Source organism: Sphingomonas lycopersici, assembly GCF_026130605.1.
Classification (GTDB): domain Bacteria; phylum Pseudomonadota; class Alphaproteobacteria; order Sphingomonadales; family Sphingomonadaceae; genus Sphingomonas; species Sphingomonas lycopersici.
This window is the reverse complement of the sequence record NZ_JANFAU010000004.1, coordinates 306,584-328,522: the sequence shown is the minus strand read 5'-3', so window position 1 is coordinate 328,522 and position 21,939 is coordinate 306,584. Positions and strand designations below refer to the sequence as shown.

Sequence of the window (21,939 nt, the reverse complement as noted above, 5' to 3'; positions counted from 1 at the left end):
TTGAAAGCCTGAAAGGCTTGGCCTATGTAGGGCAAGCTCTTGGCATGAGCATGGCACTCGCCGTTCCGAAGCTGCTGGCAGCAATGCTCTGAAATCCGTAACGACCCTTTCGACAGACATTCGGGTCTGGAAAGGCGGTTGGCGAGTGACGCTTGCTTATCCAGGCCAGGAGAATGGCTATGTTGATTGGTGACGTGCGGCCCACGACGCTCGATGGTGTTAAATCTCTCGCGGCGCAGCTCCGCAGAGAGCAGGGCATCAAACATTCCAATGCGCTCGATATCGCGGCACGCGCCGCAAATTGCACGAATTTCCGGAACGCTCGGAAGGTGCTTCCAGCACGCGGATCGGCTCTCGAGCGGCCCTATGTCCTTCTGACGATCTATTGGTGCGACAAGGATAAGCATTACCAGGTCGGCCGCGAAACGCTGCGAATCGAGTTGGCGCAGCCGATCCTCCAGACCTGCAGCAAATTCCTGCTCAAGGAGGTGAGGGGGTTCGAGCGTCTCCGGATGGTCGCCGCGGACCATTTCGTCTCCGATACCATCGTCCACACGCAGGACTATGCTCGCGACCGCATTTCGACCGCCGAACGGTCACTGCGATTCATGGAGCGGACGGGCCTGCGTCCATCGCGAGATCATCGCAAGGGCTATCCGGGAGGATCGCCGGGCAACAAAATGCCCAATGCGGACCACTCGAGCGACTGGGTGGATGCGGACTCGGGGCAGGTGATCGTTGTCGATGAGCCCTATAGCGGGGTGCCCGACGAGGATAAGCGCGCGGCCTGGGCAATGCGCCACAACTGGCGCGTTGCCCGGACCTCGTGGCCTGGCATGTATTTTCCCTACAGTTGCGATCTCTATGTCGCGACCGATGGGGCTACCGGCTATGATTTCGACGCGCTGGTGGCAAAGATCAATGCGATGCCAGCACCGCTCGTCGTGGAAGACTGGGCTGGCGAGTCTGTGCCGTCCTGGGAGACCTTCGTCAGTCCGATGGCGAAGACGCCGCAGGACACCAGACGTGCTCGCTGCCGCGGAATGATTTATCCGATCGATAGTGCGACGACGGTCCCCTACAGCTACAATATGGGCTCGTCGCGACGCCGTCCGAAAGGCGAGCTGGGCGTCGAGGGACACATCGAGGTTGGTCGGATGATCAAGGCGGTGCTCTCGTCGCGAGAACGGCCTTTCTCAGTCTACCGCCGGATGAATAGCGTGCGCTCGACGCTTGAGGACTGGATGAACAAGGAAATCGGCCGAGGGCAGTTGGAAGGGCCGGAATTCTTCGACGTCTATTATCACGAGCTCGAAGACGAAGATCCGCTCTTGAGCCGGGCAGCATCTCGCGTTGGTCTGATCGCGATCCTTGGGATCCTGAAACAGAAGCTGCAGGCGGCGTATCCGGATTGCGCGCCACTCCGAAGCCTGCTGAACAGCATCGATATGTCCGTGAAGATGATCGACCGAATGAAACCAGCAAGGGCCTGAGCTGCGACGGCCGCGCATCTTTTGATGCGCGGCCGTCGTCGAAGATAGCTTCCTGGCAACCTTTTCTTGCGAGGTATCGAACGCATGGCGCACGCTAAGTTAAGCGAAGGCTTCCGCAAATTGAGCCTCGGTGGGATGTCAGAGGCGTCCAGCTCGGCTTGGCTCCGGCATCAGCAGGGCGGTCAGAAATGCGATGCCGGCGGCGAAGGCAACGTACCAGAAGAAGAGCGCTTCATGACCTAACTGTTTGGCGAGGAGGGCGATATATTCGGCGGTCCCGCCGAACACCGCCGCAGCGACGCTATGCGCGAGACCGACCCCGAGTGCGCGGACGTGCGATGGAAACAGTTCAGCTTTGAAAAGACCGCTCACTGAGGTGTAGAAGCTCAGGACCAGCAGGGACGCGACGATGAGAAGAAAGGCGTTCATCGGTGACGTGCCGGCATGGGAGAGGGCCGCCAGGAGCGGCACCGCCACGACTGTCATGCCGCCCGAATAGATGAGAAGGCAGGTCCGCCGTCCGATCGAGTCGGACAATCGCCCGATCAGCGGCTGCAGGCACATGAATACAATAACCGCGCCAGTCATCACCTCGCTCGCGCTGCGAGCGGTCATCCCCGAGGTGTTGACCAGGAATTTCTGCATATAGGTGGTGAAGGTGTAGAGACAGATCGCGCCGCTTGCGCTGAGCGAGACCACGAACAGTAGCGAGCGCGGATAGGCAAGGAGCGCGCGTAGCGAACCGGCGCTCGCGATCTCGCTGTTGTGCGCATTGGTCTCGTACATGTGCTTGCTCAACAAGAGCACGGTGAACGCGAGCCCAGCGCCGATCACGAACGGAACGCGCCAGGCCCAGTCGTGGATCGCTGCCTCGCCTGCCACTCGCTGGAGCACGAACAGGACGAGCAATGCGCAAAGCTGGCCGCCGATCAGCGTGATGAACTGGAACGAGCCTATGAAGCCGCGCTTCCCGTGCGTCGAAATCTCGCTGAGATAGGTGGCGGCGGCGCCATATTGCCCGCCGGTCGAGAAGCCCTGGACGATGCGCGCCACGAGGAGAAGCAGTGGGGCGAGTGCGCCAGCGCTCGAATAGGTCGGCAGCAGCGCGATCATCAATGAGCCGGCACCCATCAGGATGACGGACAGGACCATGCCGGCGCGGCGCCCATAGCGATCGGAATAACGACCAAAAAACCAGCCGCCGATCGGGCGGATGAGAAATCCGGCGGCGTAGATGCCAGCGACGTTGAGTAACTGCGCGGTGCGGTCGCCGCTGGGGAAGAAGGCGGCCGCGAAATAGAGCGAGGTGAAGGCGTAGACGTAGAAGTCGTACCATTCGATGAGGTTACCGGCCGACCCTGAGATTACGGCAGCAATGCGCTGGTGAGAGGTAAGGTCGGTGCCGGCCTGCTCGGCGATCGCGCGTTCCGCGTTGGCAAGATCCATCAGATCGCGTCTCCCTGGAAGGTGGCTGCCACGGTGTCGGTTGCTGCGACAGCGACACCCGAGGCCAGCAGCGCCTCAATTTCATCTCCTGGTATGCCGCAGTCGGCGAGCACCGCGCGCGTGTCGCAACCGATTGGCCGCGGCGCGATATCGGGGAGTGGTTCGATCGCGCCAAACCCGACCGGCTGTGGCAGGACGCGGCGGATTTCATCCGAATAGCCGGGGCCTGGCGCGAAGAAATCCACGTCGGCGAGATGCGGGTCCGCCAGCAGGTCGTCGAGCAGGGCGATCTTCGAACATGGCACGTCGCACGCTTCGAGCGCGGCGATCCAGTCGGCCGTCGATCGCCCGGGAAGGACTTCGGCGACCAGCGCATAGAGGTCGTCGATTCGGGCCTGGCGGGACTTCGAATCGACGAACCAGGCGCTCTGGCAGATGTCAGCGCGGTCGACCTCTTCAAGGAAGCGACGCCATTGGTCGCCAGTGTAGGGCAGAACCGCAATCCAGCCGTCAGCCGTTCGAAACGGCCGGCGATCGGGTGAGAGAACTCTGGGATAACCGGGTTTGCCGGTCTCAGCGAAGGTCGCTTCGGCGAGATGCTCGTTCAGGACGAATGACGCCAGCGCTTCGAACATCGGTACTTCGATCCGGATCGCGCCATCGCGGCCGTTGGCGCGAGCGACGAGCGCGGCGAGGACCCCATAGACCGCGTGGAGCGCACCGACTTTGTCGGCGAGGATGGTCGGGAGGAATTGCGGGTCGCCGCCGCGCGATGCGCTGAGGCCGGCCAGCCCACTCGCCGCCTGGATGATGTCGTCGAAGGCCGGGCGATCACGATATCGGCCGCGCTGTCCAAAGCCGATCGCGGCACAATAGACGATGCGGGGATTGATTGCCGCAACCTGTTCGAACCCAAGGCCGAGCCGTTCGGCGGCGCTGCTGCGCATATTGTGGAGCAGGACATCTGATGACGCGATGAGGGCCGAAATCACTGGGCGCGCGTCCGGGTGCTTGAGATCGAGGGCGATGGCGCGCTTGTTGCGATTGTTGTTGACGAAGAGGGCGCCATCGCGCTTCCCACGCGGCCAGGAATCGCGGGCGACGTCTCCGGTCGGCGGCTCGATCTTGATCACCTCGGCGCCGAGATCGGCAAGCATTTGCCCGGCGAGCGGCCCGAGGACGACAGCGCTGATCTCGATCACGCGAATGCCTGTGAGTAGCGGGATCAACGGGCGAGCCCCCTGGCACGCAATAACCTCTGCACTTCAATCCTCCCCTTGCGGCCCTGCCGGGTTCACGGCCGATGGCGCGTTGAGGAAAATTAGCCGGTGGCGGCGGGGGCTCAATGACAGCGGAGATATCAATTGATGCAAAAAGCTGATCGCTGCCGACCGATTGGCCTTTGTCCCGATCTGCTATCGCGTTAAGTCCGGCAGATATCGCCATGCATCAGCGCCTCTCCCTCTCGCAGCTGGAAGCCTTTCTGAAGCTTGGTGAAGCAGGCAGCTTTCACCAGGCCGCGCTTGAACTCGGCGTGTCGCAACCTGCCTTCAGTCGGACGATCCAGCAGATTGAGACCCGGCTCGGCGTACGATTGTTCGACCGGGATACAAGACATGTCCGGCTAACGCTTGCCGGTGAGCGCTTGCGCCCGGTCGCCACCCGGTTGCTCCGCGACTATGACGATTCCTTTCGCGATTTCGAGGCCTATGTCGGCGGGCGCTCCGGACGAATCCGCGTTGCGACCCTGCCGTCGGTTGCCGCGACCTTATTGCCAGGGGCGATACGACGCTTCAGCGCGGCCTTTCCCGGGGTGACGATCGATCTCTGGGAGGATGTCGGCACGCCGGTCCATCGCGCGGTGGCGGAAGCGGAGGCGGATTTCGGCATCGCGCCGCCGCCCGCCTCGTCGCTGGGCCTCAATTTCAAGACGATCTATCAGGACCCTGTGGTGCTGGCTTGCCGCATCGACGATCCTCTGGTGGCCGAAACCCGGCACGACTGGCAGGTTTTTCGCGATCACCCCTTCATCGCAATGTCGCCGGATACCGGGCTGCGCAACCTTATTGATCAGGCATTTGAAGCCGCTGGCGTCACGGTCGAGCCGCTGTTCAATTGCAAGCAGCCGGCCACGGCTTGCGCGCTGATTGCGGCGTCACTTGGCATCGGCGCGCTGACCCGCATGACGATCGCACAAGTCAACCATCCTGACCTCACCTGGCGCAGCCTCGGAAGGCCAGAAGCTTCGCGCCCGATCGGCCTGGTGACGAGCGCGGCGCGCACGTCCATGATGCCGGCGCGAGCCTTTATGCGCGAAGTCGAAGCGGAAGCCCGGACGCTGGCGCTTCGCTGATCGAAGGCTTGCCGCTCGCGCCCCCGGACGCGGCGCAACCTGGTTGCTGGTGCGGTCTCTGCCGTCACAGCATCATGCGCTTCATTTGGTTACAAACATCAGCGACGCGATCCTGCGGCCGTGTCCGGGAATTCGGCTTTCCTTGTACCATTGGACGCGAGTGACCTGATCCTTGATCGGGGAAGGGCTCGACCTGCGAATAGGTTTTGGGAGGAGAGGCGCTCGCTATCTTTCGAGCTCACAGCTTGAAAGGCCCGCAACAATGGCATTACTCACCGGCAAGACCGCGCTCATTACCGGCGGAAGTAGCGGCATCGGGTTGATGACGGCGAAACGCTTCGCAGCGGAAGGCGCCCGGGTCGCCATTACCGGGCGTCGGGGCGACCTCGTGAAAAAAGCCACTGCCGAGATCGGGCAAGGCGCGATGGGAATCGTCGGCGACGTTTCCGATACCGCGCACCACGATCACGTCGCGACACAAATCGCGGCGACGTTCGGCGGGCTCGATATCTATATGGCGAACGCAGGCATCATCACGATCCGCCCTTCCTTCGATGTAAACGAGGAAGAATATGATGCGCAGTTCGCGGTAAATGCCCGCGGCACGTTCTTCGGTGTCCAGAAGATGTTGCCGGCGATGCGCGATGGGGGGTCAATCATCCTGACCGGTTCGCTTGCGAGCGAAAAGGTCCTGGACGGTCACGCCGTCTATGCCGGCTCGAAAGCGGCGATGGGCGCCTTCGCGCGGGTCTGGGCAATCGAGCTCAAATCGCGACGGATTCGCGTCAATGTGCTGAGCCCGGGGCCGACGGACACGGATATCGTCAATAAACTGGGCGTGCCTGCGGACAAACTTGAGGAATTCGAGGCAGGCATGGCGGCAGCGATCCCGCTTGGTCGCTTTGGCCGGCCGGAGGAACTGGCGGAGGCCGCCCTGTTTCTTGCTTCCGACGCCAGCAGTTTCATCACCGGCATCAATCTTCGAGTCGACGGCGGCATGGCGCTGCTGTGACCCAATCGATCGATATCACCAAAAATCTAGCCTGGAGGTAGTTCATCGTGGCTGACGCAATCATTGATCCTGCGATCGAAGGCTTCATTGCCGATGTCGTCAATATCGGCAGCGCTTATGACCTTGACGGAATGGAACGCCTTTATACCGCTGATCAGTCATTTCTGATCCTCACCGGCGAGGGCGAGGTGATGCGCTTTACCAGGGCAGAGGTGTTTGCCGAATTCAGGTCGCGTCGCGACGCGGGGGAGGCGCCGCTGTCCACCGAATATCGTATCCTCCATGTCGAGCGCCAGGGTGAGGATGCGGTTGCGTTGCTCTACCGGCGGATGAGCCCGGAAGCGCCGCCGGTGATGTACGAACTTCGCCTGCGCCACCAATCCGGAAAATGGGCGGTGCGCGGAGAGACGGTAACGCCGTGGCCCGGCGCGGCGGGCGGGTCATTCCTGCCACCGCGCAAGATGGCAGCCTGATCAATGACAATCCCGGATTACTGGCGGTTCCGATGAGCTTTCCCTGGGCGCGGCACTATCAGCCAAAGCATCCCATCATGCGCTGGATCGATGGCAAGCTGCCGCTGCCGCGATTCGTCTACAATGCAACTGGCGGTGGCTACCCGGTTCCAAGAAATCTCAACTATTTCTGGAATTTCGGTGTACTCAACGGCGCGGCGCTGCTCATCCAGATCGTCACCGGAATTGTGCTTGCCATGCATTACGCGGCAAACACGGAGTTTGCGTTCGATAGCGTCGTTCACATCGTGCGCGACGTCAACAGCGGATGGTTCATCCGCTATGCGCACATGAACGGCGCTTCGTTGTTCTTCATCTCCGCCTATATTCACATGCTCCGCGGTCTTTATTTTGGATCTTATAAGGCGCCGCGCGAAATGGCATGGCTTATCGGCGTGGTGATCCTGCTGCTGCTGATGGCAACGGCGTTCATGGGATATGTCCTGCCATGGGGGCAGATGAGCTTTTGGGGCGCGCAAGTCATTACGGGGCTGTTCGGCGCGATCCCCATTGTTGGACAGCCGCTACAGACGTGGCTGCTCGGCGGCTATACCCCGGATAACGCGACCTTGAACCGCTTTTTCGCGCTTCATTATTTGCTGCCGTTCGTGATTGCGGGTGTCGCGATCCTGCATGTGTGGGCGATCCACATCCCTGGCTCGAATAACCCGACGGGCGTAGACGTCGAGGGTCCGCAGGACACCGTGCCCTTCCATCCCTATTATACCGCCAAGGATGGGTTCAGCCTCGGCGTCGGAATGACGATTTTTGCGGCATTGATCTTCTTTTGGCCCAATGCTCTCGGTCATCCGGATAATTATACTCCAGCAAATCCGATGCAGACGCCGGCGCATATTGTTCCTGAATGGTATTTCTGGCCATTTTACGCGATTTTGCGCTCATTTACGGCCGATTTCATTCTGCCAGCGAAATTATGGGGTGTGCTGGCGATGTTTTCTTCGATCTTCCTTCTCTTTTTCCTTCCATGGCTCGACATCTCCCCGGTGCGATCGGGGCATTATCGCCCGCTCTTCAAAAAATTCTTCTGGTTTGGCCTGGTGCCGAGCATTCTGGCGCTCGGCTATTGTGGCGGCGCGCCGGTCGAACCGTTCAACCTGATCGTCTCGCAGGTCGCGACCGCTTATTATTTCGCCCATTTCCTAATCATTCTGCCGTTGGTCGCGCATTTTGAGAAGCCGCTGCCGCTGCCCGCCTCGATAACGGCGGCGGTGCTGGAAGCTCATAGGGAGCGGCGGGCTGGAGGCGCGTCGGGGTTTCGAATTGCAGACAGAAACGCGGACTGATATTATCCGCGTTATGGCTCATATCACGGTCGGCGTCGAATACGGCATTCACAGCCTGTTATGGCTGGTGGACTCGGGCAAACCGCTCAGCAGCCGCGACCTTGCGGACCTTCAGGGCATTTCGCACAGCTTTCTCGCCAAGATCTTCCCGAAACTCGAAAAGGCCGGGATCGTCCGGGCGTCGGAAGGCGCGCGGGGCGGATATCTTCTGGCGCGCGCACCGGAGGAGATCAGCTTCCTCGAGATCGTCGACGCGATCGAAGGCCGGAAGCCATTGTTCGATTGCCAGGAGATCCGCGGGCGATGCGCGATTTTTGGTCAGTCGCCGCCGAAATGGGCGACGAGAGGGCTGTGCTCGGTACATGCCGTCATGCTCCGTGCAGAAAAGGCAATGCGCGACACGTTGGCAGGTCAATCGCTTGCCGATCTCGGGCAGGCCGTCGCGGACAAGGCGCCGTCTGATTTTTCGTCCGACGTCCAGGCCTGGATCGGCAACCGGCTTGAGGGACGTCTCGCGAAGTCGCCAACTGCGCCAGCAGGCGAGGAGGTTCCGTCGTGAACGGTTTGATCGCCGATGAAGATCGCCCGCTGGTCGTGATCGTTGACGATGACGAGGCTGTCCGCACGTCGCTTGAGGAATTGATGCTCTCGGTCGGCATCGAGGCCGCGGCCTTCGGCTCGACGCGTGAATTGCTGGAAGCAGATCTGCCCGAACGTCCTGGCTGCCTTGTCCTCGATGTTCGCATGCCCGGATCGAGCGGGCTCGATCTCCAGCAGCATCTCGCTGCGACCGGCAATTCGAAACCGATTGTCTTCCTGACTGGCCATGGCGACATCCCCATGACGGTGCAGGCAATGAAGGCCGGCGCGGTCGATTTCCTCACCAAACCGGTCCGCGATCAGTCGCTGCTCGACGCTGTGACTGCCGGTATTGAACGCGATGTCGCCCAGCGCGCCGATGCGCGGTTGATGAAAGAATATGCGGATCGGCACGCCGCGTTGACGCCGCGCGAGCGCCAGGTCTTCCGACTTGTCGCGCAGGGGCGTCTCAACAAGCAGGTGGCCTTCGAACTCGGAATTACCGAGGTTACGGTCAAGCTGCATCGCAGCAGTGTAATGAAGAAGATGGAGGTGTCGACGATCGGCGAGCTCATTCGTGTCTGGAACACCTTGCCGCCATCGCTGCGCGAGAGAGCCACCTAGACCATGGTATGGTTCCAATCCACTCGTGCCTCGGCGACATGCGGTAAATGCCGATCCGGCTGTGTCAGTAAGGGCTGCTCGCTTGTCCAAACCGCCTGTGATTGCAATCGTGGATGACGACCGGGCTGTACGCGAGGCGCTCCTCGATCTGCTGCAGGTTGAGGGACTGTCCGCCCGGATGTTCGAGAATGGTGCTGCCTATCTTGCCGACGCGCATTGCCTGGATTTTCACTGTGTGATCACCGACGTCCGGATGCCCGAAATGGACGGCCTTGAGCTCCAACGCCGGCTCCGGGCATGCGGTTCGACAATACCGGTGATTTTCATCACTTCGTCGGTCAATGAAGGAACGCGCGAGCGAGCGCTGTCGGACGGCGCGATTGCCTGGTTCACCAAGCCTGTTGCCAACGAAGAACTGCTGTTCGAACTACGAACCGCGCTCAGGGACCCCGGAGCAAGAAAATGAACGCCGGACCGATTTCGGCGGCAAAAGCCGATCGCGGCGGAAGGAAGCTGAACAGACGGCTTGTACCGCCCCAGAACGGCTCAATGCTGTTCGCCGAGACGACGGCGTGGTGGGCACTTGATATCTCGGCCGCCCGCCCGACCATCGACGCGATCGTCGGCGGTGATGCGCCGACTCATTGGGTCGAGGCGCTGCTGGCCGGCGTCACCATTGCCGACATCGACGAAAACAACCTTCATTTTCTCGGGCCAGCCGGCGGGCGTGCGCGGATGATCGGGCAGCCGTTCACCACCTTTTGCCCCCCGGAGAGCTGGCAGACCGGCGCGGAGTTCATTCTGGCCGCGGTGGCCAATTATCCTCCGGGCGCGGCAAAATCGCGGCCGATCACCTCAATCGCCTTTCGTGACGGCTGGGCTGAAGTTTCGACTGACGAAGCGCATCCGGACATCGTCTTCATCGCCGTTGGCGGCACCGTCGCCGATGACCGCTCGTTCTGGGCAGTGCGTGCGAGCGAGGAACGTTATCGCAGCCTGATCCACCATCTTCCCGGAGCGCTGCTGCAGGTCGACTCCCGAGCGATGACAGCCATTTTCGACAACCTGCGCGATGAGGGAGTCGCCGATATCGGCCCCTACCTCGATGCTCATCCGGAGCTTGTCGACCTTTCGCGAAAAATCGTTCAGGTCACCGATGCCAATCGTGACGCGCTGAAGCTGTTCGGGGCCAGTCGCCCGGAAGAGTTGATCGGCGCCGTAGATTTCCTGTTCGCCGCGTCGTTCGATACGGCAAAGCGCGTGATCATTACGCATTTCGAAGGGCGGCGGACCTATCGCGAAACGACGAAGGTCAGCACGTTCGACGGCCGCCTGCGAGACGTTGAAATGGTGGTGACATATCCGACCCCGCCTGAGCGGGTCGATGTCACGCTCATCAGCCTTGACGATATCACCGACCGGCTTCGGACCGAGGCGCAGTTGCGGCAGTTGCAGGCCGACTATACGCGGGCGACGCGAATCTCGATGCTCGGCGAGCTCGCCACCTCGATTGCGCATGAGGTCAATCAGCCGCTCTCCGCCATCGCCACCAATGCAGAAACGAGCCTGCGCTGGCTTTCGCGAGAGGAGCCTAACCTCGTCAAGGTCCATCAGCTCACGACAAGAATCGCGGCTAGCGCCCGGCACGCCAGCGACATCGTCCAGCGTATCCGCAACATGGCGGCCCGACGCCCACCCGAGAGGGTCGAACTCGACCTCAACGAAGTCGTCGAGGAGGCGTTGCAATTCGTTCGCTACGAAATCGAGTCGCGCTCGATCGAACTGTCGGTCCGGCGCGGTCGCCGGCTGCCTCCGGTGCTCGCCGATCGCGTTCAACTTCAGCAGGTTATTGTAAATCTGCTGCTCAACGCCGTGCAGGCGCAGACCGGGCAGGAAGGGCTGATTGACGTAAGCACATTCGCAGCGCTGGACGGCTCGGTCCAATGCACGATCCATGACGGCGGGCCAGGTATCGCAAATGAGAATCTGGGGCGCGTGTTCGGCAGCTTTTTCAGCACCAAGGAGGAGGGGATCGGTATCGGCCTGGCGATCTGCCAGTCGATCATCACCGCACACGGCGGGACCATCGTCGCGGCGAACCATCCCCGGGGTGGTGCAGTCTTCCGCTTTGCGCTGCCGGCGGCGGGAAAGAGGTGAGGCCCGGTGCCGGCTCGCGGCACCGGGCGACCCGTTGTCAGGATTTCAGGAATGCGAGCAAATCGGCGTTGAATCGGTCAGCATGGGTCGCGGTCAGGCCATGCGGGAGCCCGGGGTAGTAAAGCGTCCGGGCGTTCCGGATCAGTTTGGCGGCCTTATGTGCCGAATCATGGATCGGCACGATCTGGTCGTCCTCACCGTGGACGATCAGCGTCGGCACGTCGAACCTTCCGAGATCGTCGGTAAAGTCGGTTTCCGAGAAGGCCGCGATGCAATCATGCGCGTTCTTCAGCCCCGCCTGCATGCTGAGCAACCAGAATTCGTCGAGCAGGCTCTGCGGCACCTGCGCGTTCGGCCGGTTTGCGCTGTAGAAGGGGATCGCGAAATCCTTGTAGAATTGCGAACGATTCGCGATGATGTCGCGGCGCAATCCATCGAACACGCCGATCGGCAGGCCCTCGGGATTAGCCTCGCTCTGAACCATCACCGGCGGCACCGCGCCCAGCAGAAGGACCTTCGCGACGCGACCGGTGCCGTGCCGGCCGATGTAGCGGGCAACTTCGCCGCCACCCGTCGAGTGACCCACCATCGTGATGCCATGAAGGTCGAGCGCCTCGATCAGCTCGGCGAGATCGTCCGCATAGCCGTCCATGTCGTTGCGCGTCGCGGTCTGCGCCGATTTGCCATGGCCACGCCGATCATGGGCGATGGTCCGAAAACCGTTCTGAACCAGGAAGTTCATCTGGACGCCCCAGGCGTCGGAGTTGAGCGGCCAGCCGTGCGAAAATGTCACGACAGGGCCGGTGCCCCAGTCCTTGTAGTAGATTTCGTGTCCGTCCTTTGTGGTGATCGTCGGCATCAGAGCCTCCTTGGATTGCCCGGTGGCTCGCTTTGAGGCACCTTCGGGCAAGGCTTTGCCTATGTTCGGCGGATGGGGTCTTCGATCAGACGGTCGGCCTGCGTGCCCTCTTCCTCAGGAGAAGCACCCCTCAACAAAAGGCTAGGTGTCGGCGCCGGGGTGGCATCATCGGCGCGCGCCGGATTTGCCCCATAATCGATGCCGCGCGCCGGACCTGCCCTAAAGGCGAGGTTCGCTCGACCAAAGTCGAGTCTCACGCATCCATCTGAACAATGGTCGGATGAGCGGCTCTCGGTGATGCTCGGCTCCGTTGCCACCATAGCTGGGAGGAGAAAATATGAAGATCGTCGTCATCGGAGGTACGGGCCTGATCGGCTCGAAGGTTGTTGAGCAGCTGAAGCGACAGAAGCACGAGGCGATCGCCGCAGCGCCCGGCACGGGGGTCAACACCATCACGGGCGAAGGACTCGCAGAAGTGATGACGGGGGCCGATGTCGTGGTGGACGTCTCCAACTCGCCCTCGTTCGAAGAACAGGCCGCGACGGATTTCTTTCGGACCGCCGGCGCGAATATTACCGCCGCCGAAGTCGCTGCGGGCGTTCGTCACCATGTCGCCCTGTCGGTCGTGGGCACGGACCGCCTGCAGGCCAGCGGCTATTTTCGCGCCAAGCTTGCCCAGGAGCAGCTGATCAAGGCATCGCCGGTTCCCTATACGCTGATCCACGCCACCCAGTTCTTCGAGTTTCTGCGCGCGATTGCGCAGTTCTCCGAAGTCGACGGGGCCATCCGTCTGCCGCCGGTTCAATTCCAGCCAATGGCCGCGCAGGATGTCGCGAGTGCCGTCGTCGACGCGGCTGTTTCGGCTCCATTGAACGACACGATCGAGGTGGGCGGCCCGGAGATCTTCACACTCGACGAACCGGTCCGCCGGCTACTCGCGCTTGACCGCGATCCGCGCAAGGTGATCGCTGATCCAGCGGCTCCCTATTTCGGTGTCGCCGTGAGCGAACGCACGCTCGTTCCGGAGGCGAATGCCCGCCGTGGGACGACCAGCCTTGACTGGTGGCTCGCGCGAAACCCGGCCCCGCAGGCGCAATAGCCGCGCGCTACGCGCCGCGACCATCAACAAGTGCGAGGAGATCAAACGATGTTGAGGCAATTTTGCCTGGGGACTGCCATCGTGCTTGGAACAGCCGCGCTGGCCAACGGAGCGTTCATGCTCATATCGCCGCTGAGCTGGTATTTTGCGGTGCCTGGCGTGACCACGACGGGACCGTTCAACCAGCATTTCCTGCGCGACATCGGTCTCATCTTTCTGTTCGTCGGCGGCGCGTTCCTGATCGGAGCTGCGCGGCCTGCGTGGCGCGTCGCGCTCTGGTCGGCGGCGTCGCTGTGGTTATGCGGTCACGCGCTATTCCATTTCTGGGAAGTCGCGGTGGGCATCTGCGGGCCGTCGGTCCTGATCCGCGACTTCGCGGCGGTCACCTTCCCGGCCCTGGTCAGCGGGATGCTCGCATCCTGGGCAGTGCGCGAGAATGCTGTTCGTCCGGTCACGGGATCGGTGGTCACGATGTGACTGCCGCGGCTGCGGGGCGTCCGCCCCGATGCGCCCCGCAGCCAACTTTTTGAAAAAAGGGACCCAGGTCGTGAAACCTCTTCAGATATCCACGCCCGACACAATGGGCCACGCTCGATCGGGTGAGGGCGAGCCGTCGACCGGGGCAAGCGGTCCGGGATCGATCGGTACGGCGGCTGTCGTCCACGATCTCGGGAACCTGATCCAGATCGCATCCTCGGCAATCAATATTGTCGAGCGCTCGAAGGACATGGCGCCCGCGCATGCCGGACCGATGCTGCATCGGGCGCGGGTTTGCCTTGAACATGCGGGTGCGATCGTCAGGCAGAATGTGGGCCACATGAGCGAGCGCGCCGTTGTGATCCGTCAAAGCGACGTTGCGGGATGCCTGGCAGATGTCCTTACCCTGGTCGAGGCAATGGACGAGCCAGGCCTGTCACTTGAACTAGACGTCGCGGCAAATCTGCCCGCGATCAGCTGTGATCCGGTGGGATTTCGTCGAGCCGTCCTGAACCTCGTTCTTAACGCCCGAGACGCGATGGGCGGCAAAGGGATCGTCGGCATCGACGCGCGGCTGGCGCAGGACGGAATTGAGGTTCGAGTCCTCGACGACGGCGTCGGCATGTCGCGCGAAACCCTCGCCCAGGCTTTCGATCCCTTCTTCACGACGAAGACGGACGGGCTGGGCGGCATCGGACTGCCGATGGTTCAGCGCTTCGTCCGCGATGCGGGCGGAACGATCACCATCGAAAGCGAGCCCGACATCGGGACAACCGTCGCTTTGCGGTTGCCGGCTGTCGCCCGCGCCGCGGGCGAGGTCACCAGCGAGCATTCTCAAGACGAGTCAGGCCGATGAAACTCTATTACGCACCCGGTGCCTGCAGCCTCGCAGGTCGCATTTCGTTGCACGAAGCCGGCGTCGTCGCCGAATTCGAGCGGGTCGATATGAAGACGAAGATCACCGAACAGGGGTATGACTATCTCTCGATCAACCCGCGGGGTTATGTCCCGATGCTGGCGCTCGACGACGGCAACGCCATCACCGAAAACATCGCGGTCCTTGAGTTCATTGCCGATCATGAACCAACGCTTGGTCCGGATGGGCCTCTGGGACGCACGCGGCTGATCGAACTTCTGTCGTGGCTTTCGACCGAATTGCATGTTGCCTTCAGGCCGTTGTGGGATTCCGCCTCCCGTGCCGAAAAAGCGAACGCGCTGAACATGGTGGCGAAGTTGCTCGACATCATATCGGAGCAAATGCGCGAACATTATCTGTTCGGGCCGCGCTTCAGCGTGGCCGACGCTTATCTTTTCGTCATGCTGCGCTGGGCGGGCGCGTTCTGCGTCCCGGTTTCGCCCGAGATGCACGCCTATTTCGCGCGTGTCGCCGCGCGGCCCACGGTGCAGCGGGCGCTATGGGAGGAGGGACTTCTCGATGCACGCAGCCTGATCGATATTTCATCGATCGAGGCGCTGAAATGAAAACCGTCGTAGTCGGCGCTACCGGGCGCGTGGGCGCGCATCTGGTCGGGATGTTGCGACGGCGCGGTCACAATGTCGTGGAAGCGTCGCCCAGGTTCGGCATCGACGCCGTGACCGGCACCGGGCTGGCCGAGGCCCTGGACGGCGCCTCGGTTGTGATCGATGTCTCCAACCCGCCCTCGCCGGATGAGGCCGATGCACTGCGATTTTTCGCTAGGGCGGGCAGCAACATCCTGATGCGCGCGCGCGTCGCCGGGGTACGGCACCATGTCGCGCTGTCCGTCATCGGTGTCTATCGCCTCGCGAGCGGCTATTTCCGTGCAAAGCAGCTGCAGGAGCAGCTGATCCGGGCGTCCGGGCTGCCCTTCACCATATTGCGCTCGACACAGTTCTTCGAGTTTGTCCGGGACGTCGTGCAGGAGGGGACAGATCGCGAGATCTCTATTTCTCCAGCATTCGTTCAGCCGATAGCGGCCGAGGACGTTGCCATCGCGCTCGCGGACATCGCGGCTGGCGAGGCAAGAAACGCTCTACTGGAGGTTGCCGGTGCGGAGCGCCTGCGTCTCAGTGACGTTGCCGCCGAGGTTGCCACGGCATTCGAAGATGGCCGGCGGATCGTGCCCGATGTCCACGCGCGATATTTCGGCGCGGAATTGGGGGAACGCTCGCTCCTTCCCGGTCCCAACGCTCGAATTACCTCACAGGGGCTCGACGACTGGCTGCGCGACAGCCTGCAGCCGCCATGGGCGAGGGCCTCGAGCTACCCCGGCCGTTCCGAACCAACAATCACACCGCGACATCCGGAGGCATGAATGCGTATTCCTTTTATTGGCAGTCTTCTTCTCACTGTCGCCCTCGCGTTTCCCGGCCTGGCGGCTGGCCAAAGTGTCCGCCGGGAAAAGCCCACGATCATCCTGGTCCATGGCGCGTTTGCCGAATCGTCGAGCTGGGACGACGTGGTGGTTCGTCTCGCCCGCGACGGTTTCCATGTCGTCGCGGCGGCCAATCCACTTCGCGGTGTTGCCAGTGATGGCGCCGCGATCTCGCGCATCGTCAAGGCGACGGAGGGGCCCGTCGTGCTGGTCGGGCATTCCTACGGTGGTCCGGTCATTACCGAGGCCGCGGCGGGCAATGGGAACGTGACCGCGCTGGTCTATGTCGCGGCCTTTGCGCCCGACGTCGGCGAATCCAGCTCGTCGCTCTCGGGCAAGTTCCCCGGGAGCACGCTGGAATCAAGCTTGACGAGCGTGGCACTGCCCGGAGGCGACAAGGACCTGTACATCCAGCCCGAGAAGTTTCGGGCGCAATTTGCCGCGGATGTTCCCCCCAGCAGGGCCGCGCTGATGGCGACCAGCCAGCGACCCATTGCACTCTCGGCATTGGCTGAACCTTCGCGCGTCGCCAGTTGGAAAGCGCTGCCGACATATTCGATCTACGGAACCGCCGACCGCAACATTCCTGCCGCCGTCATGAAGTTCATGGCAGAGCGCGCCGGCGCGCGCGACACGGTGGCCATTGCCGGCGCGTCGCACGCGGTAATGGTTTCACATCCGGCCGAGGTCGCGGCGATGATCGAAGAAGCCGCCAACGCGAAATAGCATTGTTGCGCCGCCGATCGCGCGGCGATCCTTCCGAGGAGGAAGAATAATGTCCCAGGATAACCCGGTCCCGGCGGTGAGCCGGGAAAAGATCATGCACGCGCTCTACGAAGCGGCAGAGATCGAGCATTGCCTGATGTGCACCTATCTTTATGCCGCATTCAGCCTGCGCGATGGCGAAGGCGAGGGGCTTACCGCGGAAGAAGCCGCGGCGGTCGCGCGATGGCGCCGCATGATCCTTGGTGTGGCGGTCGACGAGATGAGCCATCTGGTCGCGGTGTGGAACATCACCGCGGCGCTCGGCGGGGCGCCTCACTTCGGGCGCGCGAATTTTCCGCTCGACCCCGGCTACCTCCCGGCGGGCCTGGTCGTCAGGCTGGCGCCGTTCAACGAGGCAGTGATCCAGCATTTCGTTTATCTGGAACGGCCGGAAGGATCGCATGAACCCGATGGCGAAGGCTTCGAAGGCCCCGCTGGCCTGACGCGGGCAATTCCCGGCCTGCGGCTTACGCCAACCGGATACGATTATCGAACGGTCGGCGAATTCTACGAAGAGATCAGCGCCAATCTGCGGCAATTCGTCGAGCAAATCGGCGAAGAGGCGGTGTTTTGTGGCGATCCCGCGCTCCAACTGAGCCAGGCTGAAAGCCGTCTGGTTGGCGCAAAGCCGGTGACCCATCTTGAAAGCGCCCTGTCCGCGATCGAGACCATCATCATCGAGGGTGAGGGCGCGCCTGCCGATCGTGACAATTCGCACTTCCAGCGCTTCACCGCCATCCGCGAGGAGTTCAAGGCGCTCAAGAGCAAAAACCCGGGCTTCGTCGCGGCGCATCCCGCCGCAGTGAATCCCGTTCTGCGCCGCCCGCCGCAGCCCGAAGGCCGTGTCTGGATCGAAAACGCGGACGCGATGGCGACGATTGACCTTGCGAACGCCGCTTATGCCTTGATGTTGCGGCTGCTCGCCGAGGTTTATGCGCTGCCCTCGAGCGATGATGACAAGCTCCTGTACGTCGGCACGGCCGTCGGCCTGATGCAGGCGCTCACCGTGCTGGCGGAGCGCGCCGCCCGGCTGCCGGCGGGACCGTCCAATCCGCACTGCAATGCCGGGGTCTCGTTTACAGCCCTGCGAGATACCGCCTCGTTTCCACCGGGGGCGAGCGCGCGGCGCTACTATCTGGAGCGAATGGAGGAATTAGGTGCAGCTGCGGAAAGCATCGATCAGTCCGACCCTCGCTGTCTCCAGGCGGCGAAGGTACTGCACAATCTGACCGCGCGTCTTCGCGATGCGCCCGCGCCAAAAACGTTGACCGCCCCGGTGACGCCACCGTCGGCTCCAGTTGCTCCGCCTGCCATCAAGACCGATCAGGGCATTGAGGTGGTCGAGGGTGAAAATCTCACGATCATGTTCGACGAGCAGCGCTGCATTCACGCCCGCTTTTGCGTGACGCAGGCGCCCGCTACCTTTCTCGCCAATATGAAGGGTTCCTGGATCAACGCCGATACGACCGAGCCGGAACTGCTCAGCGGGACAATTCGGCAGTGCGCGTCAGGCGCGCTCAGCTACCGACGCAAGGATGGCCACAACGAGACGGCGCCGCCCGTCAACCTCTTGTCGCTGCGCGAGAATGGACCCTATGCGGTTCGTGCATTCCTCAAGATCGACGGGAAGGAAGCCGGGTTCCGCGCCACATTGTGCCGGTGCGGCGCGTCGGCCAACAAGCCGTTCTGCGATGGTTCGCATGTCCGGATCGGATTCACGGCCACCGGCGAACCGCCGAGCGAGGATTCCCCGATCCTCGCCGTGCGTGACGGCCCGCTGTCGGTGACGCCACAGACAGACGGTCCATTGCAGGTGGAAGGGAATCTGGAAATCACCAGTGGCACCGGTCGGCGGATCACGAGCGTACGGAGCACCAGGCTCTGTCGCTGCGGGGGAAGCGCGAGCAAGCCCTTCTGCGATGGCACCCATGCCCGGATCGGCTTCCGGTCGGCCAACTGATCGCACGACCATGGTCGCTTGTCGTTGCAATGGGGTCGCGCACCTCGACCCGCCTTGCAATGCGCCGGCGCCTCCGTTAAAAACTCCACGGACGTGTAGTTTTATTGGGCATGTCACATTTGGCGGATCTGGTTCGTCATGGAGGCGTCGGGTCGCGCTCGCGCGTCTCGGCAGGCGAACGCCGGAATTTGGTTTGGCGCGCCTGTTTTCGCGGATCGTAAGTCGAATGCCACTAACGGGGAGGTTTCAATGAGCAATTTCAATAAAGGCATGATGGCACTGCTTGGTGTCGCCATGGGCGTCAATGGCATCGTCATGCTCTACGATCCGCAATTCTGGTATTATGCAGTGCCGACGGTGCCGGCGACCGGCCCCTTCAACCAGCATTTTATCCGCGATATCGGCATCATCTACGTCATGATTGGGGCGGGTTATGTCACCGGCATTTTCTTCCCCGCTCAACGGATCTGGCTGTGGGCAGCTGCTACCGCCTGGCTCAGCCTTCATGGCTTTTTCCATCTTTGGGAAATTGGCGTCGGAATCTGCGGCGCCGATACGATCCTGAAGAACGGCCACGCCGTCTATCTTCCAGCGATTATCGGCTTCCTTGGCATCGTCATTGACGTCCTGGGACGGCGCTCGGTCATCCGCTCCTGACGAAGCGGCTGATGCGGCTCGCGCAACGGACGGCATGTTACGGCTCTATCAAACAAGGATTATCGAGATGCTGCCCAACGTTTGCTCAGGTGGAATAAAGATCTTTGGTGCATTGGCGCTGATCATGTCGTGCTGCGCCAGCACCTATGCGCGAGCGCAACAGTCGCCGGCGGCCAGCGACGCGGCAAGTGCGAAGCCGGGCGTTCCCGATATCGCGCCGATCGGTGTTCCTGTCGCCAAGTTTCTCGACATTCCCGAAGCCGCTCGGGGGCCGAGGATCGACCCTTCCAAGGGCTTTCGGATCGAGAAGCTGGGTGAGGGGCTCTACCTCGTCACCGACAGTTTCTATCAGTCGATGTTCATGGTCTATGAAACCGGGGTTGTGGTCGTCGACGCGCCGCCATCATATGCCGGCAAGATCGGACAGGCGATCGCGAGCGTCACGAACAAGCCGGTCACGCACCTCATCTATAGTCACGCCCATATCGATCACATCGGAGGCGCGGGGACCCTCGGCGGTCATCCAATTGTCATCGCGCAGGACGAGACCGCCCGTCTCTTGCGGCGCGCGGCGGATCCGGACCGCCCGTTACCCACCGTCACCTTCGCGAAGAGCTACACTTTGAAAGTGGGGTCGCAACTCCTCGAATTATCCTATCCGGGCAATGGTCATGAACCCGGCAATATCCAGATCTACGCGCCGGCGCAGAAGACGTTGATGTATGTTGACGTCGTCTTTCCCGGCTGGATTCCCTTTCGACGCTTCGGGGTCGCCCAGGACGTGCCGGGATATTTTCAGCAGGTCCGTGACCTTGATCGCCATCCGTTCGAAAAACTCGTCGGCGGCCATGTCAATCGCATTGGCACTCACGCTGATGTGAAGCTGCAGATCGCATTTGACGACGATATCAAGGCGGCGGTCGGCGCAGCGCTCAAGAGCCAGCCGTTCGGGGCCGTCCCGAACAGCGCCGACGCGGGCAACCAATGGGCCGTCATCGCCGACTATACCGGCCGTGTCGCGCGAACCTGTGTGGCGACCATGACGCCGCGCTGGAAGGACCGGATCGCCGGCTTCGATACGTTCATCTGGGACCAGTGTTACGCCATGGAACAGAGCCTTCGCGTCGATTGATCAATAAAATACCACGATCGTAGAAATTAATTGGACAGCGTCGGGATGAGTTGATAGCCCCGGCGACGCACCGGAGCGGGTCGGATCAACGCCCGCCGGGAAGAGGAGAAAGAGCGATGACGGAGAGGGTTTCCCATTATGTAAGGCCGGACGTGGCCAAGTTCCTCGAATTCCTCAATTCGCAGGAAGGGCCGCCCATGGAAGAGCTCGGCGTCGAGACCGCGCGTGCGATGATCGCGGGGCTGGGCCAGGCCGCCGACGCGCCGCGCGGTGAAATCGCGAAGGTCGAGGAAATAATGATTCCCGGACCGGGCGGCGATCTGAAGCTGCGCATTTACGACAATCGTCCGGATCGGGCGGCAGGACCCGTGATGGTCTTCTATCACGGCGGCGGTTGGGTGATCTGCGACCTCGACACGCATGACGCCTATTGCGCAGAGGCTGCCCGCCAGCTCGACATCCCCGTCATCTCGGTCGACTATCGTCGCGCGCCCGAACATGTCTTCCCGGCGGCTCACGATGATGCAGAAGCCGCGGCGCGTTGGGTTGCCGGCAATTTCCCATGCACCGGGCTCGTGCTGTCGGGCGACAGCGCGGGCGGGAATATGGCGATCGCGACCGCATTGGCCTTGCGCGAGAAGCCCGCGGCGACGCCGGTCATTGCCATCAATCCGATCTACCCGGTCGTGACGAGGGGTGGCGACTGGCAGAGCTTCAGGGATTTTGCCGAAGGCTATCTGCTGTCCGTCGACGGAATGAAGTGGTTCAACAGCCTCTACGCGGCGGATCCGGCTGACCGGCGCGCGGCGCCACTGGACTTCCCGGCAGAAGGTCTGCCTCCGACCCTGCTGATCACCGCTGGTCTTGATGCCCTGCGCGACCAGGGGCGGGCCTATGCCGGCAAACTGATCGAGGCGGGCGTGCCAACGATTTATCGCGAAGCGAGCGGCAATGTGCATGGTTTCATTTGCCTCGCGCAAGGGGTGCCCAGCGCAAAGGCCGATATCGACGGCGGGCTCGCGGCGCTGAAGATGATGATCGCCGAGGCCACGAAATAAACCCGGCGATACCCTTCGGGCCGATGCCGCAATGACAATGGTCTCCTCAGCCGCGGGCGACGCCGTCGCCTCGCGGTTGAGTGACGTTCGCCGCCGCG

22 protein-coding genes are annotated in these 21,939 nt (G+C 62.1%); 19 read left to right on the top strand and 3 right to left on the bottom strand.

The annotated features are described in order from the left end of the window. The first annotated feature begins 179 nt into the window (after positions 1–179). Complete coding sequence (locus tag NED98_RS11080; RefSeq protein ID WP_265313026.1) at positions 180–1,493, top strand: DUF5623 domain-containing protein; 1,314 nt, start codon at positions 180–182, stop codon at positions 1,491–1,493. A gap of 138 nt (positions 1,494–1,631) precedes the next feature. On the opposite strand, the gene NED98_RS11075 is transcribed toward NED98_RS11080, so the two are convergent. Both NED98_RS11075 and NED98_RS11070 read right to left on the bottom strand, forming a co-directional pair. Further along, complete coding sequence (locus NED98_RS11075; RefSeq protein ID WP_265313025.1) at positions 1,632–2,939, bottom strand: MFS transporter; 1,308 nt, start codon at positions 2,937–2,939, stop codon at positions 1,632–1,634. Then, entirely contained in the window at positions 2,939–4,168 is a 1,230-nt protein-coding gene (locus NED98_RS11070) for a CaiB/BaiF CoA transferase family protein (protein WP_265313024.1), read from the bottom strand. The genes NED98_RS11075 and NED98_RS11070 overlap by 1 nt, the downstream gene beginning before the upstream one ends. Before the next feature lie 215 nt (positions 4,169–4,383). On the opposite strand from NED98_RS11070, the gene NED98_RS11065 reads away from it, so the two are divergent. The 8 genes from NED98_RS11065 to NED98_RS11030 all read left to right on the top strand — a co-directional run bounded on the left by NED98_RS11065 (position 4,384) and on the right by NED98_RS11030 (position 11,480). Beyond that, positions 4,384–5,292: a LysR family transcriptional regulator gene (locus tag NED98_RS11065; RefSeq protein ID WP_265270429.1), complete on the top strand. Its 909-nt coding sequence runs from the start codon at positions 4,384–4,386 to the stop codon at positions 5,290–5,292. Positions 5,293–5,554: 262 nt separating this feature from the next. Continuing rightward, complete coding sequence (locus tag NED98_RS11060; RefSeq protein ID WP_265270431.1) at positions 5,555–6,304, top strand: glucose 1-dehydrogenase; 750 nt, start codon at positions 5,555–5,557, stop codon at positions 6,302–6,304. A 47-nt stretch (positions 6,305–6,351) separates the two neighbouring features. After that, on the top strand, positions 6,352–6,777 hold the full coding sequence (locus NED98_RS11055) for a hypothetical protein (protein ID WP_265270433.1): 426 nt from the start codon (positions 6,352–6,354) through the stop codon (positions 6,775–6,777). Positions 6,778–6,809: 32 nt separating this feature from the next. Continuing rightward, positions 6,810–8,120, top strand: coding sequence for a cytochrome b (locus NED98_RS11050; RefSeq protein ID WP_265313113.1), 1,311 nt, complete (start codon positions 6,810–6,812; stop codon positions 8,118–8,120). Between the two features lie 13 nt (positions 8,121–8,133). After that, positions 8,134–8,679, top strand: coding sequence for an RrF2 family transcriptional regulator (locus NED98_RS11045; RefSeq protein WP_265270435.1), 546 nt, complete (start codon positions 8,134–8,136; stop codon positions 8,677–8,679). Next, entirely contained in the window at positions 8,676–9,323 is a 648-nt protein-coding gene (locus NED98_RS11040; RefSeq protein ID WP_265270437.1) for a response regulator transcription factor, read from the top strand. The genes NED98_RS11045 and NED98_RS11040 overlap by 4 nt, the downstream gene beginning before the upstream one ends. An 82-nt stretch (positions 9,324–9,405) precedes the next feature. Continuing rightward, a complete protein-coding gene (locus NED98_RS11035; RefSeq protein WP_265270439.1) occupies positions 9,406–9,789 on the top strand; it encodes a response regulator in 384 nt (127 codons plus the stop codon). After that, positions 9,786–11,480, top strand: coding sequence for a sensor histidine kinase (locus NED98_RS11030; protein WP_265313023.1), 1,695 nt, complete (start codon positions 9,786–9,788; stop codon positions 11,478–11,480). The genes NED98_RS11035 and NED98_RS11030 overlap by 4 nt, the downstream gene beginning before the upstream one ends. Before the next feature lie 37 nt (positions 11,481–11,517). Here the strand turns inward: NED98_RS11030 and NED98_RS11025 are convergent, their stop codons facing one another. After that, positions 11,518–12,339, bottom strand: a complete 822-nt coding sequence (locus NED98_RS11025) for an alpha/beta fold hydrolase (protein WP_265313022.1) — start codon at positions 12,337–12,339, stop codon at positions 11,518–11,520. Between the two features lie 337 nt (positions 12,340–12,676). Between NED98_RS11025 and NED98_RS11020 the strand changes: the two genes are divergently transcribed. From NED98_RS11020 to NED98_RS10975, 10 genes are all read left to right on the top strand, one after another. After that, a complete protein-coding gene (locus tag NED98_RS11020; RefSeq protein WP_265313021.1) occupies positions 12,677–13,438 on the top strand; it encodes an SDR family oxidoreductase in 762 nt (253 codons plus the stop codon). A gap of 48 nt (positions 13,439–13,486) precedes the next feature. Next, on the top strand, positions 13,487–13,915 hold the full coding sequence (locus tag NED98_RS11015) for a hypothetical protein (protein WP_265313020.1): 429 nt from the start codon (positions 13,487–13,489) through the stop codon (positions 13,913–13,915). Between the two features lie 28 nt (positions 13,916–13,943). Next, the gene (locus tag NED98_RS11010) at positions 13,944–14,771 is read left to right on the top strand and encodes a sensor histidine kinase (RefSeq protein ID WP_265313019.1); all 828 of its coding nucleotides are present in this window, start codon (positions 13,944–13,946) and stop codon (positions 14,769–14,771) included. Further along, positions 14,768–15,397, top strand: coding sequence for a glutathione binding-like protein (locus NED98_RS11005; RefSeq protein WP_265313018.1), 630 nt, complete (start codon positions 14,768–14,770; stop codon positions 15,395–15,397). The genes NED98_RS11010 and NED98_RS11005 overlap by 4 nt, the downstream gene beginning before the upstream one ends. After that, positions 15,394–16,209 carry an SDR family oxidoreductase gene (locus NED98_RS11000; protein ID WP_265313017.1) on the top strand — a complete coding sequence of 272 codons (816 nt, stop codon included), beginning with the start codon at positions 15,394–15,396 and terminating at the stop codon, positions 16,207–16,209. Before NED98_RS11005 ends, NED98_RS11000 begins: the two co-directional genes overlap by 4 nt. Further along, positions 16,210–16,995, top strand: coding sequence for an alpha/beta fold hydrolase (locus tag NED98_RS10995; RefSeq protein ID WP_265270454.1), 786 nt, complete (start codon positions 16,210–16,212; stop codon positions 16,993–16,995). Between the two features lie 49 nt (positions 16,996–17,044). Beyond that, positions 17,045–18,994 carry a ferritin-like domain-containing protein gene (locus NED98_RS10990; protein WP_265313016.1) on the top strand — a complete coding sequence of 650 codons (1,950 nt, stop codon included), beginning with the start codon at positions 17,045–17,047 and terminating at the stop codon, positions 18,992–18,994. Positions 18,995–19,243: 249 nt separating this feature from the next. Next, positions 19,244–19,651: a hypothetical protein gene (locus tag NED98_RS10985; protein WP_265270458.1), complete on the top strand. Its 408-nt coding sequence runs from the start codon at positions 19,244–19,246 to the stop codon at positions 19,649–19,651. A 67-nt stretch (positions 19,652–19,718) separates the two neighbouring features. Further along, positions 19,719–20,783 (top strand): MBL fold metallo-hydrolase, encoded by a 1,065-nt coding sequence (locus NED98_RS10980; RefSeq protein ID WP_265313015.1) that lies wholly within the window; start codon positions 19,719–19,721, stop codon positions 20,781–20,783. A gap of 152 nt (positions 20,784–20,935) precedes the next feature. After that, entirely contained in the window at positions 20,936–21,841 is a 906-nt protein-coding gene (locus tag NED98_RS10975; protein ID WP_349293256.1) for an alpha/beta hydrolase, read from the top strand. Positions 21,842–21,939: the final 98 nt, after the last annotated feature.